The following is a 17764-nucleotide window of genomic DNA, read 5'->3' as shown; positions in this document are numbered from 1 at the left end:
ATTAATTCCAACCCCACAGTATTGGCATTTTAAATTTAGGCTTACATACATCGTATGTTTCTTGCATAGCAGCAAATAGATGTTGGTTTTCAACCGTTTTTTTATCTTCGCTAAATGAAAGCAATAAGGCTTTATGACACAACTGATTAATCAACCTTGGAATCCCTAGAGAAGAGCGCCAGATTGCTTTTTTATGATTCAAACTAAATAGATTTTGATTGCCACCCGACTTAGCTATTCGGTTATCGATATAAGCCACCGCTTCGTCAAGGTTAAGCGGCCTTAGTGTTGAGCTAAACGTGATTCTTTGACGAAACTGCCTAAGATGATAAGCCTCTAGTCGAACATCCAATTCAGGCTGCCCCAATAAAACAATTTGCAGCAGTTTTTTATCTTCAGTTTCAAGGTTACCGAACAACCTTAGTGTTTCGAGCGCCTCATCCGATAAAGCTTGAGCTTCATCAAGTATCGCGACGACTCTTAGCCCCGAGCTGTGTAACTCAATCAATCTATGCTGAATGCTATCGACTAAGGTCGCTTCGTTCTCAACCACAACATCAAGCTCTTTAGCGACCGCTTGGCGCAAGTCATCACCAGATAGCATTGGATTCGGAAGATAGATTAGCGCCGTACTGTCTTGTAGATGGTTCACCAACATTCGGCATACCATCGTTTTTCCCGTGCCGACCTCACCAGTAACCTTAATCACGCCCTCGCCCATTTCTAATGCCGAGATCACCGTCTGAATCGCTTCGAAATGAGGCGCTAAACCATAAAATAAATCGGTATTCGGCGTTAAGGTAAATGGCAGTTGTTCAAAACCAAAGTGAGCTTGATACATAAGTGACCTAGCTTAGTTAGATACTGCCAATCTACATGGAGAAGACGAGTGGCTACTCTTCATCAGGGAACCATTCTTGTAAAAGGTCTCGAGAACGCTCCAACTCAGATTGCCAAGTATTGACGCCGACAATGGTCGGTTTCAATAAGATCACAAGCTCAGTTTTTTGCGTTAACTGATTGGTATTACGGAATAAATGACCTAAGGCTGGAATATCTCCAAGGAATGGAACTTTAGACGTCACATCACTGGTGTTGGATTTCATCAAACCACCAATAACGACCACATCGCCATCTCGTGCTCGAATCACTGAGTCAGATTCACGAATAGAGCTTTTCGCCAAAGGAAGTTGCACGATGCCAGTTGTTGAACCTAGGTTGAGCTCTTTCACTTCTTCCTCTACCTCAATAACGGCTGGGTGAACATGTAAGAACACGCTACCTTTATCGTCTATCTGAGGGGTCACATCTAAAGAGATACCAGAGAAGAACGGAGTTAATTCAACCTCAGGTGCGACATTCGCGTCATCACCACTACCGACCGAACTTGATAAATCTGTCACGTAGTATTCGTCGGTACCCACTTTGATCACCGCTTTCTGGTTATTTGCCGCCGTGACTCGCGGGCTCGATAGAACATTAAGGTCACCTTGAGTATCCATAAAACTCAAAACTGCTTCAAAGCTGCCATCTGAAATCGTTACGTTAGTTTGTCCGCCTAACAAAGAACTGATTGCATCTAACGGCGGTAAAGCACTTGCCGGACGATCAATTACAACGCCACCGCTGCCAATCGACTTAGACAAATTCGACCAGCTAATTCCCTGTTGGTAACCATCACTCAAAGTGACTTCCATGATCTTGGCTTCTAAGATAACTTGACGTTGCAAACGTTTCTGAGAAATGCCTAAAAACTCTCGAACTTCACGAATTTCGTCAGGGTAAGCGCGTACCGTAATCACGCTGGCTTGCGGGGTCACAACAACGCTCTGCCCGTCACCAGAACCAATGAGGTGAGCAACTGCCGCTTCAAGCTGTGGCCAGAAATCACTTTCAGAGGTTGTTTCAATCTCTGTTCCACCATTCGAATTCGATGAGTTAGAAGAGTTGGATGAATTTGACGAATTTGATGAATTAGAATCTGAGTTAGAGATCGTGCCGGTGGTGATGGTCGTCAATGAGCGACCTGAACGCTTCACTTGTAAGTAATCAACCGGGATCGTAACCGTGCGCAGACCAGCAGGGTAAATCTGAATAACTTTGCCACGTTTTTCTATATCGTAGCCATACATATCCTGAGCAACAGCCAACACTTCATCTAACGTCACGTCAGTTAAATTAAGAGTAAGGTTTCCAGACACGCCAGGGTGAATAGCCGCGCTGTATTCAGTACCTTTAACTAAGCTAGCAAAGAAGGTTCTCGCTTCGACACCATTCGCCTGAATACGAAAGCGCTTAACCGTTTCCATACTCGGAGACATTGAGTCTGAATCAAGTTGTGGCATGAGATCGTCTTGAACCGACGAAGGAAGCTCATGAAGTGCTTTACTATTAGCTTCATTAATGGATTCGTTCAAAGACTTTTTTATCTCAACAGGGTCACGATGCCCCATTGAACAACCGACTAAAGATGACACTAGAATTGTTAATACAAGTTTACGCATGTCTTCACTCAAACCTTAATTATTCTTGATATCTAAAGAGAACATCTCTAATTCCCACTGCTTAGAGCCTCTCTGCAGAGTGACGTATTCTGAATCTATACCCTTAACTCGATACCCTCGTATTGTCTCTCCTTGACCAAGGATTTCACCATTGAGAATGGCGTAACAAGGCGTATCCGCTTTACACACGATACTTTCTAAAGACGGTAAACGATAATGAGTTGGCGCTTTCTTAGCTGGCGCTGTTTTTTGTTGAGGCGTCATCCAACCCAGCGGGGCCGTTGGGTCTTGCTCAGCCCGCACCAATGAACTGGTCAATATTAATGACAACAACAGAACTCTAACCACCGATAAACTCCTGTCTAGTACCCAGTGTATAAACCTCGAATACAAGCCGAGCTTTCGGGTATTCTTCTACCGTGTATTCAAATGTACGCCAGTAGTAACTCATAGGAAGAGACTCAAGCGCTTGAAGGTAAGACGTAATATCAAAGAAACTACCCGTCAACTCCATTCTTACAGGGTGAAGGAAGTAGCCTGAATATTCACTGGTCTCTTGATTATTCGAAATCGCTTCTGGTTTTAACGACTCGAGCGATTCGAGCTTAAGTCCATTTCCGGCATTAAGAACACTCTCCAATAGCTGAGACATTTGAGAAGGCGTGATCAGTCCATCGACAATCTGGGAAAGCTGAAGTGACAGCTCTTGGCTCTCCACCAGCAGTTTTTTGTACTCTCGATTAATGTCTTTATCTGGGTCTTTATTTAACTTAGCTTGAAGAGCGAGCAACTCGCCTTGCTGTCTCTGGTTTGACTGAGTCAGATTCATTGTCTTAGCATTTTTAGCCTGTAAATCGAGATACGCAGGCTCAACCAATAAAGTGAACAACAGCATAGATAGGCCAACAAAACCACACACGAAAAGTAGCCATTTTTCTCTCTGACTTAATGCAAGAAACTTATCGCTGAGCTGGTTCCACTGCTGCATTATTTACTCTCCCTGCGAGTATTTAGCTCAAACGTCACCACATCCTGATCATTACGACCAATTTTTAGTTTTTCAAAAGAGCGACCGACAAGGTTAAGCTCATTTTTGAATTGACCGATCCAGTTGGGGACAACATTAGCATTGCGAGCTAAGCCACTCAGATCTAGAGTGTTATGAGTCATGTAGATATGCGAAAGAGAGATGTCATTTCGACCTAATTGAGCTAAAGAGTTCATAACGCCAGAATACCCGACTTGTTGTGATTCGTCGTATTGTCCGATCGCCTTCAATGCCTCTTTATTTGCTTGAGTCTCACGTTTGAGACGCTTAACTGCAGCAATCATCCCTGGAGATGGTCCATGTTGCGTTAACTGACTATTCAGTTGCTTAACCTGCTTATTAAGCTGGTTAGAATCATGTTGCAAAGCGATTAGGGCTTTGTCTAGCTCAGAAACTTGAGACTGCATTACAAAGTAACCACCAAGTAGCAGCACACAAACTAACCCCCAACTCGCAACAACATTCGTCAGCATAAAATATTCTTTCTTAGGCTTGAGATGTTCAGGATAAAGATTGACATTAAAAGCCTCTTTTTTCGCCGCGAGCTTAACCAACAAGCTCTCTGAATTATCACGATCACCTTCAATGAGCAGAGAAACCGTTGAACTCAATGTATTATTTAACACACCTTGTAACTCAGACTCATCTTCCTCATCGCAGCAGATTTTCAACTGATGAAGTTGAGTGCCTTTAATTTGAGAAGAAAGGTAATCAATCGAGCGCTGGAGTTCTAGAGCAAGACCATCCAACTGCAGAGCGCTTGATGCAACACCCGTTAAAGGTGGAACAACACTACGGATGGTTCTCTGAAAGCAAACGGTATTTTCAACAAACGCACCCAGCTTAAATTGTGAATTGGCGCTGCGCTGTAAAAGGATGAAATTAGACAGTTCGCCAGCACTGTAACCCCAGATTTCATCTTCAGGAGCAACGCCTATTAATTCAACCTGAGCCGAATTGGTAATATTCAAGATCTTGTCTAACAGCTTTTTTGGCAGAACATACACTTGCAGCTTATTCGACGTCGGTAACGCGACCGCACTCGCTATAATTTCAGTCACTCTTTCAGAGACAAGATCTTTGAGTAAAAAAGGCAGGGCAACCGACCATTCACTTTCTGGAATATCCGGTTTATCAAGTTGGTAGGTTTGGTAGTAGTTAGCACAAACAATTAATTGCAGGCTATTGCTAGTAAATGCCCCACTGCTAAGCGATTTCTTCAGTGCGCTTTCCCAGTCCTCGTTAATGACAGGAATACAAGTTACGGGCAGTTCTGGCTCTATCGATGAAATATAAATAGCATCGTTGCCTAACATGACAATTTGAGAGCTGCCTTTATTGTTCGTTGGCTTTATCTTGTCTAAAATCGCTTTAAAATTCATTGTTAACTACTACTCTTACGCCATCGATTTCTTCGTCCAACTTTCACAACCGATTCCGCTTTCGCGACCTTTTCAGCTTGATTAGGCAAAGGGATTATCTGTTGTTCTTCGTCTAAATACCTCCCTTGATAGCCGTTAATGCCTAACTCTATCAAGGTATTCTTCTCTTGTTTTGTCTCGACTCCAACGGCAATAACTTGAGTTGGAGAGTCACCGCATGCCCCAATTAAGCTTCTGACAAACAGTTGGTTCTCATGCCTTTGATTCGATTTTCTTTATTAAGCTTCGATGAAGCTTAATGTAATTAACCTTTAGGTCCTTTATATAGTGAGTGCTAACAATGGTTCGCCCAGCTTGACCAACCACCACTTTACACCCTAAACCTCGCAGCACCTTCGCCACCGGTCTCATATAATCAAGATGGGCAATCAAGTGCCCCTCTGGAAACTCAAATGCAAGCTGAGAGCGGTGTTGAGCAGAGAGCTGCAACAACTCACTTCTAAACCACTTAAAATGCTGTTTATTGGCAAACGGCGTAACATTTAAATTCACTGAATAATGAGTCGCCTGAGTTGATTCTTTCAGTGACTTCAATAACACCTTCAAAACCGATTGATCCATTTGAGCTTGATAACCCACTTGCTCTACTGCAGGCATGAATCGAGATGACTTCAATAGACCTTTATCAGGGTCTTGAATTCGCGTGAATATTTCTTTATGCAATTCATTAGCTTGACCTGTCTCTGACATAAGATAGCACCGCTGAGCAAAGATTACTAAATTATCAGGAAGCAGTGCTTTATCCAGCAATGTTCTCCAGCGGACACTGCCTATATCAAGCTCATTTTTGTTTAGCTTAGGGTAACGACTCCAGTTATTGATTCGCTCCAGCTGCGCACTCTTTAATGCTGTTTCCGTTTCATCCATGATCTGACTGTGACGCTCACCTTCGGTATACATGGTTACGCCAATATGGCACCAATTATCAGAATCTAAAGGCTCTGGCGGAGTTAGTTTATCTAACTGCCTTAAACACTGAGCGGCAAGAGTACCAATATCTTTAGCTCCTTGATGCGGAATAAATACGGCAAAATCAGCATCGTAATAACGAGAAAAAATAACATCAGGATAGCGTTGAACAATATTCGATAATACTTCGCCCACTTCAATAATAAAGCCGTCAGTGATTTGCTTGTCGTTAGCATCACGAACCTGCTCCCATTCGTCGATACGCACCAACAACACGCCGCCTCGAGCGCCACTTTCATGCAGTGCGGATTCAAGCTTATTATCAAATAGAACGCGATTTGCGGTACCAGTCAGTTTGTCTAAGAAGGTATGGGTACGAATAAAAGTATCAAAACGGCTTCTTTCTTGACGAGCATCTTTCAGCTCTTCAATTAACACATCAAGCGCTTCACTTGCGGTATAGGGCCACTCTCGCTCATCCCCTTTCGCATAAGCTTCGACTTGCCCAGCAAGAAGCATTCTTCCTCGTTCTTCTAGTATTTCTGACCCCATCAACTGCTCTTTGAGCCATCGAACACCACGGGCTAAACAGAAAATAATGAGAGCAACCGCTAGAGTAATTGACCACATAGCTTCAAGCGAATAGCTGTAACCTATATAAGGGGGAAGCGCCTTAAACTCGATTCGATAACCTTCATTGCGCTCGAGAATAAAGCTTCTTTCATAGAGACGGTTGGGATCAATTTGTGTGGCGGTATCTTTGAAACGATAAACGATGCCGGTCTTGTTCGAGAGTTTCATCTCCACAATATTACTCGCCTGCAACATCTTAGGCATCCAACGTTGCATTGAATACGCGGCATCAGGGTCTTCCATCTCTTTATCTACAACGTCGACAATACCCACCAAATAATGGTCTAAATATTCTTGCCCTATACGCTTAAAAGACAGAGTCCCGCCGATAAAAAGAATGAACATCGCGCTGATCACACTCACGGTGACAAAGGCGACTAAGCGAGTGCTCAATTTTAGTGTGGGGGTATATCTCATGAATAACGAAATCCTTTTCAACTCACATTATACCGTATCGCTACTTATACTATAAATTGACGTTGTAAATAAAGCGTTAAGAATTCTAGGTAACAAAAAGCCGCGATAAACGCGGCTTTTTCCAATCTAATACTGTCTTTATAATATATTAAAAACTGCTAAAATGGGATGTCATCATCAAAATCCATTGGCGGCTCATTATATTGAGGTTGAGCCTGCTGAGGAGCTTGTTGAGGTGCTTTCGGCTGCTGTTGGGCTGGAGCACTGTATTGTTGCTGCTGTTGTTGTGGCTGCTGTGGCTGACCCCAACTACCTTGCTGTTGGTTGTTACCCATACCACCTTGAGCAGGAGCACCGCCCTGAGCACGACCGCCAAGCATTTGCATTACACCGTTGAAGCCTTGAACAACGACTTCTGTTGTGTAGCGATCTTGACCGCTTTGATCTTGCCATTTACGCGTTTGAAGTTGACCTTCAATGTAAACTTGAGAACCTTTACGCAGGTACTCACCAGCAACTTCCGCTAGCTTGCCAAACAGAGCAACACGGTGCCATTCTGTTTTTTCACGCTGTTCTCCAGTTGCTTTATCACGCCATGACTCTGACGTTGCAATGGTAATGTTCGCTACTGCGCTGCCATTTGGCATGTAACGAATTTCTGGGTCATTACCTAGGTTACCCACTAATATAACTTTGTTAACTCCACGGCTAGCCATGATTTGCTCCGTCTAAATTCATAGTCTCAGAAAATTTCTAGCGCACAAGAATAGCATGCTTTTCTACTGTGATAAATCGCATTCCTATTCTCACATCACGACAAAGAATAAAAGCGCAATAAATCATGATATTCAGAGCGATGTTGCTTTTTTCTCTACTTACAAACTTATCATTTACTTTCCAAGTTGATATTCAACGCAAGTCACAAGAAACACTCTAGAGAAACGCAAGCATGCATGACAACGTGAAATCTAATCCCAACTCAACAAGGCGTTTCAATGAGAAAATCTCGCTATGCTCGCACTTTGCACTTTATGTGTATCGACCCAAACGACACCTACTTACACGTAAAAGCGATAGAAAAACACCTATCTATAATCTTATATAAGATGATACCAGATGATCTGATGTTATTTGATCGAAATCAGAGCAACCGAATTTTACTGGTTGATTACAAAGAGGTGCCGCTATTAACATACCGTCATCCAAATCTACCCGTGATGTGGAAAAATCATGAGATCATTCTATTCAACGTCCCCAAGCCACTCCCTACATCGGAGTTGATTACGTTTGGCGTATTAAAAGGTCTGTTTTACAACACTGAAGAGAAAGCCAAAATAGCGAAGGGACTGGAAGAGGTAATCAATGGAGAAAACTGGCTGCCTAGAAAAGTAGCAAGCCAATTACTGTTCTACTATCGAAATATCGTGAGCACTAATACCACTCCCACCAATGTCGACTTAACCATTAGAGAGCTGCAAGTGATTCGCTGCCTTCAATCCGGCTCATCAAACACACAAATAGCCGATGATTTGTTCATTAGTGAGTTCACTGTCAAATCTCATCTTTATCAAATATTCCGAAAACTGGCCGTAAAAAACAGAGTCCAGGCCATTGCATGGGCAAACCAGAACCTGCTTGCCTAATTGATCAACCTCTTAAACTGACGATAATTTTGAGGGAAGCTCTAATGAACCATACGGATTGTTGCTGAATTTTCGACATAACTTATGCTAGAGTTGCCCTCAGAAATATCAACCATTCAGGTTGAATCCATAATTATTATAGATAAAGGGTCTTACCATGATCAAAAAGTGCCTTTTCCCAGCAGCTGGCTACGGTACACGTTTTTTACCTGCAACTAAGTCAATGCCGAAAGAGATGATGCCTGTCGTAAACAAACCTCTGATTGAATACGGCGTTGAAGAGGCGATCGAAGCTGGTATGGACGGCATGTGCATCGTGACTGGCCGTGGTAAGCATTCATTAATGGACCACTTTGATAAGAACTACGAGCTTGAGCACCAGATCAGCGGCACCAATAAAGAAGATTTGCTGATCAATATTCGTGAGACGATTGAAGCAGCAAACTTCACGTACATTCGTCAACGCGAAATGAAAGGTCTAGGCCATGCTATCTTGACTGGTCGCGAACTTGTGGGTGATGAACCATTCGCAGTTGTGCTTGCTGATGACCTTTGTGTCAACGAGCAGCAAGGTGTGTTAGCTCAGATGGTTGCGCTATACAAACAGTTCCGTTGCTCAATTGTGGCAGTCCAAGAAGTTCCAGAGGAAGAAACTCACAAGTACGGTGTTATCTCTGGCGAAATGATTAAAGATGATCTTTTCCGTGTTGATGACATGGTAGAAAAGCCAGAACCAGGCACTGCGCCAAGTAACCTAGCAATCATTGGCCGTTACATTCTGACTCCAGATATCTTTGAGCTTATCGAGCAGACTGAACCAGGCAAAGGCGGTGAGATCCAGATCACTGATGCATTGCTAAAACAAGCAAAAGCAGGCTGTGTATTGGCTTACAAATTTAAAGGCCAACGTTTTGACTGCGGTAGCGTTGAAGGCTATATCGAAGCAACCAATTACTGCTTTGAAAACCTATACAAAAAAGACCAACAACAAATCGAACTAGGTAAGCACTCAACAACAAAAGAAGCTTAATCGCTAATTTTGGCTTACTCGCTATTTAGCTATTGAGCGGTTTAACTCTTTATCGGTTTAACTATTTAGCTATTTAGCTATTTAGCTATTTAATTAATAGCAATTAGCGGTTGATTAACAGTATATTAAATGTTTCCAAGGGTGACTCAAAAGAGTCGCCCTTTTTTGTTTACTGTTTTTTTATCCAGTAAAACTTTGCACAAATCTCACTCTATGTAATACTTTAGCCACTTAAAATTACATGGTCTATTGAGATGGATAAAATAGAAATTAGAGGCGCTCGTACGCATAACCTCAAAGACATTAACCTAACCATACCCCGTGATAAGCTGACGGTTATCACCGGTTTATCAGGTTCAGGAAAGTCGTCACTTGCGTTTGATACTCTCTATGCGGAAGGTCAACGTCGTTATGTAGAATCTTTGTCTGCCTATGCTCGCCAATTTCTATCTCTTATGGAAAAACCCGATGTTGACCACATCGAAGGTTTATCTCCAGCCATCTCGATAGAACAGAAGTCGACCTCTCACAACCCTCGCTCAACCGTCGGTACCATCACTGAAGTTTATGATTACCTAAGACTGCTTTACGCGCGAGTCGGCGAGCCACGCTGTCCTGATCACAATATCCCTCTAGCGGCGCAAACCATCAGCCAAATGGTCGACAAGGTATTAGAACTGCCTGAAGGCTCAAAGATGATGCTGATGGCACCGATCGTCAAAGAACGTAAAGGTGAGCATGTAAAGACACTGGAAAACCTAGCCGCGCAAGGCTTTATCCGTGCCCGTATTGATGGCGAGACCTGTGATTTGTCCGATCCACCCACATTGGAACTGCACAAGAAGCACACCATTGAAGTTGTTGTTGATCGCTTTAAGGTTCGCCCAGATCTTCAACAGCGTTTAGCCGAATCGTTTGAGACAACATTAGAGCTCTCTGGTGGCATCGCCGTAGTCGGTTGGATGGATGATAAAGAACAAGAAGAGATCGTATTCTCTGCAAACTTCGCTTGTCCAAAGTGTGGTTACAGCATGCAAGAACTTGAGCCTCGCCTGTTCTCATTCAATAACCCGGCAGGTGCTTGTGGTACGTGTGATGGACTTGGGGTTCAACAGTATTTTGACCCAAGCAGAGTGATTTTAGATGAGAACCTAAGTATTGCTGAAGGTGCGATTAAAGGCTGGGATCAGAAGAATTATTACTATTTCCAGATGCTGACATCGTTATCAGACCATTATGGTTTTGATCTATATGTGCCATTCAACTCTCTACCTAAAAAGACTCAAGAGATCATTCTTAAGGGATCAGGGCGTACTGAAGTGGAATTCAAGTACATCAATGACCGAGGTGATATTCGAGTCAAACGTCATCCGTTTGAAGGCATCTTAAATACGCTAGAACGTCGCTACCGCGATACTGAATCTAGCGCAGTACGTGAAGACCTTGCCAAATACATCTCAACGAAATCATGTTCTAGCTGTAATGGTACTCGCCTGAGATTAGAAGCTCGAAATGTTTTCATTGGTGATACAACTTTGCCAGAAATCGTTGAGCTCAGCATTGCTGACGCACTACAATTTTTCCAAGAGTTGAAGTTAGACGGCCAGCGTGGACAAATTGCTGATAAAGTGATGAAAGAGATCAATGATCGTCTGCATTTTTTGGTGAACGTTGGTTTGAATTATCTGAACCTATCACGCAGTGCAGAAACACTGTCTGGTGGTGAAGCGCAACGGATTCGTCTAGCAAGTCAAATTGGTGCCGGTTTAGTGGGCGTTATGTATGTGCTGGATGAGCCATCGATTGGCCTCCACCAGCGCGATAATGAACGTCTACTGCAAACTTTGGTTCACCTAAGAGACTTAGGAAATACCGTGCTTGTTGTTGAGCATGATGAAGATGCGATTCGTTGCGCTGACCATGTTATCGATATCGGCCCTGGAGCGGGTGTTCACGGTGGTCACGTGGTTGCTGAAGGCACCATGCAAGACATCATCGAAAATCCGAATTCTTTAACTGGGCAATACCTCAGCGGCGCCAAAGAAATTGCGATACCAAAACAAAGAACGCCTATCGACAAGAAAAAGGTCGTCGAGATCGTTGGCGCGACTGGGAACAACCTAAAGAATGTCACTGCGACGATCCCTGTAGGCTTGTTCAGCTGTATTACGGGGGTATCGGGGTCAGGTAAATCGACTCTAATCAATGACACCTTCTTTAAAGTTGCCCACACTCAATTAAACGGTGCAACAACCGCAGTTCCAGCGCAGCACAAAAAGATAAAAGGCTTAGAGCATTTCGACAAAGTGATCGATATTGACCAAAGCCCTATCGGTCGCACACCAAGATCAAACCCTGCAACCTACACTGGTATTTTTACTCCAATTCGAGAGTTATTTGCCGGTACACAGGAATCACGATCTCGTGGCTACAAGCCAGGTCGATTCAGTTTTAACGTTCGTGGTGGTCGTTGTGAAGCGTGTCAGGGAGACGGTGTCATCAAAGTAGAGATGCACTTCTTGCCAGATGTGTATGTCCCGTGTGATGTGTGTAAAGGTAAGCGTTATAACCGTGAAACTCTTGAGGTCCGCTACAAGGGTAAAACCATTGATGAAGTTCTAGAGATGACTGTGGAAGATGCTCGTGAATACTTCAACCCGGTACCTGTTATTGCTCGCAAGCTGCAAACCCTAATGGACGTTGGCCTTTCCTACATTCGCCTCGGGCAAGCAGCAACGACATTGTCTGGCGGTGAAGCACAACGTGTTAAGTTAGCAAGAGAGTTATCTAAACGAGACACGGGAAAAACCTTATACATTCTTGATGAGCCAACAACAGGCCTACATTTCCACGATATCCAGCAACTGTTAACGGTACTGCATAGATTACGTGATCACGGCAATACGGTTGTCGTAATTGAGCATAACCTAGACGTCGTCAAAACTGCGGACTGGATCCTAGATCTTGGCCCTGAAGGTGGTCAAGGAGGCGGCGAAATTGTTGCAGAAGGTACACCTGAAGATGTGGCGTTAGTCGAAGGTTCGCATACAGCTCGCTTCCTTAAGCCTATGTTAAATTTGAAGTAGGTGTAAAATAGCTCTGTATAAAATAGCTCCCTGCGAGCAGACAGAAAAATGTTAAAGTAACAGAGCTTGTTTCAGAAGGAACAAGCTCTGTTTTATAAGGTTAGGGATTTATGGCAACAATACATACTAGCGGTACCCAGCTAGAACATAAGAGAACTCAGCTCCCGCTTAACAAGGCATTTCTTGCCTCTTTAGCTGTTGTATTCTTATTAGCCATGCATTTTTTCATGCCTAACCCTGGAGGCTCTGGCCTCGCTTTATCCTTTAATCCAACCACTTGGTTAGCTCTTAGCTTTACGTTGGCGATTGGCTTCTACCAACTCGCAACCAACCGAGTACTCAAGTATTCCAAGTTAACCGTTGGCTTGCTAATAAGCTGCGTGATACTGACGCTGCCCATTCTTTACAGCAACGCCTTTCCTCAAGCCGCATCTGGTCGACTACTGGGATTGTGGGCAGGCTTCGCTTTATTTGTCGTACTTCAGCAATTTAAGTTCAGCAATAAACACAAGCAACGCATGTTGTGGTTCATTGTGCTTGCTGTGGTTATACAAGCCCTCTTTGGTTACGTGCAATATTTCTTACTGGAACCCGGCAATCTATTTGGTTACAACACAACGGCTAATCGACCTTATGGGATATTCCAACAACCGAATGTAATGGCCAGCTTTTTAGCTACTGGGTTTGTACTTTCAGCGTATCTTTTAGCGAGACAGCCCGCTAAATATAATCACAAAATTAGCGAGTCATTCTTACTATACCTAACCCCGACCTTAACCGTACCTTTGCTGATCATCATCGCATCACGTACCGGGTGGTTGGCTGCCGTCATTGGGCTTGTCTGCATTCTGCCTTATCTATACAAATTCTCGACCAAGAAACGCTTCTACGGATGGTGCGCATCAGTGCTAGTCGGTATCGTGGTCGCTTTTTCGGTAATCAGCCTCAGTACAACTGATAGCCTCGCAAGTAAAAGGGCTAACTTAGAAAGTCAACGAGCTTATACCTTTCCACAAGCGCTCGATATGATGATCGAAAAGCCATTTACAGGGTATGGCTACGGGAAGTTCGAATCCGAGTACACGCTATACACTGCTCGCCAGCATCAACTCAACCCAAATTATCATCCCGGCCTTCCTTCAATGGATCACCCACACAACGAGTTCCTGTTTTGGGGGGTTGAAGGTGGAATAGTACCAATCATCGGTATCTTGCTTGCTGCAGTGTGGGTGATGTCACGCATAACAAGCTCAGCGAAGGGAACACGTCTAGCACTACTCTCGCTATTTATACCGATACTCTTACATTCTCAGCTCGAGTACCCTTTTTACCACTCAGCGATTCACTGGGTAACCTTTATCATTTTGATTTACTGGGTCGATCAACGAGCTTCTCGTCACTACCAACAGCCATTTAGTATCATCAGTAAAACCCTATTTAGAGTATCAAGCTTAGTCGTCTCTATCTTGGTCAGTTTTTATATGTTGAGTGCCTTACACACCAATTATGTCCTGACTCAATTTGAACTTTCTAAACCCAAAAACCCGGATATTCTTAAGCAGGTAACGAACCCAGTGGTGTGGAAAGATCGCTATGATTGGGACGTATACAGCACCTATCTAAATATCGGCCTCTACAAAGCTGATCCTAGCTTGATCCAACCTTATATTGATTGGTCGTTAGAGATCATAAAACGTAAGCCAAGGCCAGCTTTCTACAGCAACCTGATTCTAGCGTATCAAGGATTAGGCGATCACAGTAAAGCCGAACAAATTCGTAGTGAAGCGAGCTTCTTGTTCCCAAATAGAGACTTTTCCAAGGTTCAATATAAGAAAATATCGGAAGCTGAAAACAACATTTCTTCTGCTAAATGACGCCAAGGAATCTAGAGTTAATTCACCATATTGACGTTTAGTCTAGACACAAAAAAGCGCACGATCTCTTGTGCGCTTTTCTTTTGAACTTGAGTTTATTACCGCTATTTTAAAACGTCTTGCAACGCTTTTAAGCACAAAGCGACATTCTCTTTTCGAGCGCCATAACCCATTAAACCAATGCGCCAAGCCTTGCCAGCCAAAGACCCAAGTCCCGCGCCAATTTCAAGGTTATATTCTTCTAGAAGTTGTGTTCTGATTTTGGCTTCATCGATTCCTTCAGGAAAATAAAGCGCATTGAGCTGCGGAAGACGACTCTCTTCGTCAACCACAAACTTTAATCCTAGTGCTTCTACGCCTTCTTTAAGCTCTTGGTGCATCGCATGGTGACGTGACCACGCGTTGTCTAGTCCTTCATTTTTCAATAAAACCAACGACTCATGCAGAGCATATAAGCTGTTCACGGGCGCCGTGTGGTGATAACTACGCTTACCTTCTCCACTCCAATAACCTAATACCAAGCTCTGATCTAGGAACCAGCTTTGTACTGGTGATTGACGCGCCTTCATCTTCTCTACCGCACGTTGAGAGAAAGTCACTGGAGACAGTCCAGGAACGCAAGATAGACACTTTTGACTGCCTGAATAAACCGCATCGAGTTGCCACTCATCAACCAACAATGGCACACCACCTAATGATGTCACCGCATCCACAATCGATAATGCATCAAACTGACGAGCCACTGAGGAAATAGCTTGAGCATCCGATAACGCTCCAGTAGACGTCTCTGCATGGACAAATGCGACAGCAACAGCATCAGGGTTTTCTGCCAATGCCTTTTCTACCTTTTCAACAGAAACGGGGTTGCCCCACTCGTCGTCAACAAGGATCGCTTCACCACCACAACGCACAACATTCTCTCGCATACGTTCACCAAAAACACCGTTGCGACAAACAATCACCTTCTCGCCAGGCTCAATCAAGTTAACAAAACAGGTTTCCATACCCGCACTGCCTGGAGCAGAAACAGCAATCGTAAATTCATTCTCTGTTTGGAATGCATACTTAAGAAGTTGTTTCAGTTCATCCATCATCGCGATAAATAACGGGTCGAGATGACCAATGGTTGGACGGCTCAAGGCCTGTAGAACTTGAGGCGAAATGTCTGAAGGCCCCGGTCCCATTAACGTTCGGTGCGGTGGATAAAAGCTATCGATAGCAGTAGTGAGTGTTAAGTTAGACATGTACATCCCTTACGTTAATATTGTGAACAATCCACCCTAAAGCAAATTGATTATCTCAGCAATTAGCCATAAGAATTGAGGTCACACCAGTGTCACATAATTGTTAAAATTATTTTTAAATATCTCCAGTTACGGATTGACATTGTTACCGCAAACACGTTCAATGAAATGGCTATCTAGCAGAAGAGGAGCACTGCCCAGGCAGATGTTTTGTGGAACCGCATTTCCAATACAAAACATTAAGGGGGAGCAGTGCCGAGATAATAAAAGGATGCAGGACCTTTATTATCGGTTGAGCGGGCTGAATCCCGACAACTGTCGCCATTTCTATATGGTGAGGAGCTTCTGAGGTTACTATTCTAATAATTCCTCTCTTTTTGCTCTAAATACTCTCTTCGAAAAACATCGGACGTTGGATTACCCAACCGTAATTTTATTTTAGGAAGTCGTGGGAGATATATCGTGAGTGCATCTAATGTAGCTGGTTCTTTTAATGTCGCTAAGTTTGGTGGAACAAGTGTTGCCAACTTTGAAGCAATGAGCCGTTGTGCTGCCATTATTGAAAATAACTCGAATACTAAACTGGTCGTGAGCAGCGCGTGCTCAGGCGTCACTAACCTACTTGTTGAACTCGCGAATGGTGTTCAAGATAAAACTCGTCGCCAAGAACTAGTCACACAGTTAACCGACATTCATAATACGATTCTTGCTCAGTTAGCCGATCCGAACAGTATCGACAAAGAGATTCATAGCATTCTCGATGATATTACGAGTGCAGCCGAAGCGGCATCGTTCCAAGTAAGCACAAAGCTGACTGACCACCTTGTCGCATGTGGCGAACTGATGTCGACACATATCCTCGCTCAAATCATTCGCGAACGTGGCACTCCCGCTGTTCGCTTTGACATCAGAGAAGTGATGCGCACTAGTGATGACTTCGGTAAAGCAGAACCACAACTGGAAGATATTGCAGCCCTTGCACAGCAGAAACTGATTCCACTTTGCGAAGAACAAGTTGTCGTTACCCAAGGTTTTATCGGTGCCGATAACGAGGGTAATACCACTACGTTAGGTCGTGGCGGCAGTGATTATTCAGCCGCACTGATTGCTGAGTCGGTACAAGCGATTGGTTTAGAAATCTGGACTGATGTTCCTGGCATCTACACCACAGATCCACGAATTGCCCCTAAGGCATCTCCTATCCCAGAGATCAGCTTCAGTGAAGCATCTGAGATGGCAAATTTTGGCGCGAAGATATTACACCCATCGACTCTAGTTCCTGCACTACGCCATCAAATCCCTGTCTTTGTCGGCTCATCAAAAGCACCAGAGCTCGGTGGAACATGGATTCGTCAACAGGTTGAAAGCTCTCCTTTATTCAGAGCGCTTGCCCTGCGCTGTAATCAAACCATGGTTACGCTTCGCAGCGCCAATATGTTCCATGCTTATGGCTTTTTGGCGAAGGTATTCGAGATCCTGGCTAAACATAAGATATCTGTCGATCTAATTACTACCTCAGAGATCAGTGTCTCACTGACCCTCGATCAAACGGATACCTCTGGTGGTGCCCCCGAGTTACCTGAAGCCGCTCGCATTGAGCTTGAAGAACTGTGTTCCGTGGATATTGAACACGACCTATGCCTTGTTGCTCTTATTGGTAATAACATGAGTGAAAGCAAAGGCTATGCAAAGCAGGTATTCGGCACGCTTGAAGACTTCAACCTACGCATGATTTGTTACGGCGCAAGCCCACACAACCTATGCTTCTTGCTAGATGAATCGGTGTCTAAGTTGGCGATTCAAAAACTTCATCAAGAGCTCTTTGAATAAAAAGACGGTTGATAGATTAGTTTAAAATCACCAAACTACAAATACAAAAAGGGTTGCTATTAAGCAACCCTTTCTCTTTTTTACTTTACGAATCAAAATTCGTC

At 43.7% G+C, this 17764-nt stretch carries 12 protein-coding genes, 1 pseudogene and 1 riboswitch; of the genes and pseudogenes, 5 read left to right on the top strand and 8 right to left on the bottom strand.

Going from position 1 to position 17764, the window contains the following annotated elements:
* Position 1: 1 nt before the first annotated feature.
* From ACMAZD_RS02200 to ACMAZD_RS02170, 7 genes and pseudogenes are all read right to left on the bottom strand, one after another.
* Positions 2-841 carry an ExeA family protein gene (locus ACMAZD_RS02200; protein ID WP_435248396.1) on the bottom strand — a complete coding sequence of 280 codons (840 nt, stop codon included), beginning with the start codon at positions 839-841 and terminating at the stop codon, positions 2-4.
* Between the two features lie 52 nt (positions 842-893).
* Positions 894-2504 (bottom strand): pilus (MSHA type) biogenesis protein MshL, encoded by a 1611-nt coding sequence (mshL, locus tag ACMAZD_RS02195; protein WP_435248395.1) that lies wholly within the window; start codon positions 2502-2504, stop codon positions 894-896.
* 15 nt (positions 2505-2519) lie between these two features.
* Positions 2520-2852, bottom strand: coding sequence for an MSHA biogenesis protein MshK (locus ACMAZD_RS02190; protein ID WP_435248394.1), 333 nt, complete (start codon positions 2850-2852; stop codon positions 2520-2522).
* Complete coding sequence (gene pilO / locus ACMAZD_RS02185; RefSeq protein ID WP_435248393.1) at positions 2845-3492, bottom strand: type 4a pilus biogenesis protein PilO; 648 nt, start codon at positions 3490-3492, stop codon at positions 2845-2847. The genes ACMAZD_RS02190 and pilO overlap by 8 nt, the downstream gene beginning before the upstream one ends.
* Positions 3492-4934, bottom strand: a complete 1443-nt coding sequence (locus ACMAZD_RS02180) for an MSHA biogenesis protein MshI (protein WP_435248392.1) — start codon at positions 4932-4934, stop codon at positions 3492-3494. Before ACMAZD_RS02180 ends, pilO begins: the two co-directional genes overlap by 1 nt.
* 2 nt (positions 4935-4936) lie before the next feature.
* Positions 4937-6953 (bottom strand): annotated as a pseudogene (csrD, locus tag ACMAZD_RS02175) (RNase E specificity factor CsrD).
* Positions 6954-7111: 158 nt separating this feature from the next.
* Complete coding sequence (locus tag ACMAZD_RS02170; protein WP_435248391.1) at positions 7112-7669, bottom strand: single-stranded DNA-binding protein; 558 nt, start codon at positions 7667-7669, stop codon at positions 7112-7114.
* Positions 7670-7948: 279 nt separating this feature from the next.
* Between ACMAZD_RS02170 and ACMAZD_RS02165 the strand changes: the two genes are divergently transcribed.
* From ACMAZD_RS02165 to ACMAZD_RS02150, 4 genes are all read left to right on the top strand, one after another.
* Positions 7949-8596 carry a LuxR C-terminal-related transcriptional regulator gene (locus ACMAZD_RS02165; protein WP_435248390.1) on the top strand — a complete coding sequence of 216 codons (648 nt, stop codon included), beginning with the start codon at positions 7949-7951 and terminating at the stop codon, positions 8594-8596.
* Positions 8597-8753: 157 nt separating this feature from the next.
* Positions 8754-9626 (top strand): UTP--glucose-1-phosphate uridylyltransferase GalU, encoded by an 873-nt coding sequence (gene galU, locus ACMAZD_RS02160; protein WP_065606690.1) that lies wholly within the window; start codon positions 8754-8756, stop codon positions 9624-9626.
* Between the two features lie 254 nt (positions 9627-9880).
* Positions 9881-12712 carry an excinuclease ABC subunit UvrA gene (uvrA, locus tag ACMAZD_RS02155; protein WP_435248389.1) on the top strand — a complete coding sequence of 944 codons (2832 nt, stop codon included), beginning with the start codon at positions 9881-9883 and terminating at the stop codon, positions 12710-12712.
* Between the two features lie 110 nt (positions 12713-12822).
* Positions 12823-14586 carry a PglL family O-oligosaccharyltransferase gene (locus ACMAZD_RS02150; protein WP_435248388.1) on the top strand — a complete coding sequence of 588 codons (1764 nt, stop codon included), beginning with the start codon at positions 12823-12825 and terminating at the stop codon, positions 14584-14586.
* 104 nt (positions 14587-14690) lie between these two features.
* Here the strand turns inward: ACMAZD_RS02150 and ACMAZD_RS02145 are convergent, their stop codons facing one another.
* The gene (locus ACMAZD_RS02145; RefSeq protein ID WP_435248387.1) at positions 14691-15830 is read right to left on the bottom strand and encodes a pyridoxal-phosphate-dependent aminotransferase family protein; all 1140 of its coding nucleotides are present in this window, start codon (positions 15828-15830) and stop codon (positions 14691-14693) included.
* Positions 15831-16005: 175 nt separating this feature from the next.
* Positions 16006-16183, top strand: a riboswitch (Lysine riboswitch).
* 109 nt (positions 16184-16292) lie between these two features.
* Between ACMAZD_RS02145 and lysC the strand changes: the two genes are divergently transcribed.
* The gene (gene lysC, locus ACMAZD_RS02140; protein ID WP_435248386.1) at positions 16293-17660 is read left to right on the top strand and encodes a lysine-sensitive aspartokinase 3; all 1368 of its coding nucleotides are present in this window, start codon (positions 16293-16295) and stop codon (positions 17658-17660) included.
* Positions 17661-17764: the final 104 nt, after the last annotated feature.

The organism is Vibrio sp. nBUS_14 (assembly GCF_051201655.1).
GTDB lineage: Bacteria > Pseudomonadota > Gammaproteobacteria > Enterobacterales > Vibrionaceae > Vibrio.
This window is presented reverse-complemented; position numbering and strand designations above follow the sequence as displayed.

Bases quoted from the DNA above. Each gene is read 5' to 3' on its own strand.
- ACMAZD_RS02200 (WP_435248396.1), bottom strand. From the start codon at position 841: ATGTATCAAGCTCACTTTGGTTTTGAACAACTGCCATTTACCTTAACG.
- mshL (WP_435248395.1), bottom strand. From the start codon at position 2,504: ATGCGTAAACTTGTATTAACAATTCTAGTGTCATCTTTAGTCGGTTGT.
- pilO (WP_435248393.1), bottom strand. From the start codon at position 3,492: ATGCAGCAGTGGAACCAGCTCAGCGATAAGTTTCTTGCATTAAGTCAG.
- ACMAZD_RS02180 (WP_435248392.1), bottom strand. From the start codon at position 4,934: ATGAATTTTAAAGCGATTTTAGACAAGATAAAGCCAACGAACAATAAA.
- ACMAZD_RS02170 (WP_435248391.1), bottom strand. From the start codon at position 7,669: ATGGCTAGCCGTGGAGTTAACAAAGTTATATTAGTGGGTAACCTAGGT.
- ACMAZD_RS02165 (WP_435248390.1), top strand. From the start codon at position 7,949: ATGAGAAAATCTCGCTATGCTCGCACTTTGCACTTTATGTGTATCGAC.
- galU (WP_065606690.1), top strand. From the start codon at position 8,754: ATGATCAAAAAGTGCCTTTTCCCAGCAGCTGGCTACGGTACACGTTTT.
- uvrA (WP_435248389.1), top strand. From the start codon at position 9,881: ATGGATAAAATAGAAATTAGAGGCGCTCGTACGCATAACCTCAAAGAC.
- ACMAZD_RS02150 (WP_435248388.1), top strand. From the start codon at position 12,823: ATGGCAACAATACATACTAGCGGTACCCAGCTAGAACATAAGAGAACT.
- ACMAZD_RS02145 (WP_435248387.1), bottom strand. From the start codon at position 15,830: ATGTCTAACTTAACACTCACTACTGCTATCGATAGCTTTTATCCACCG.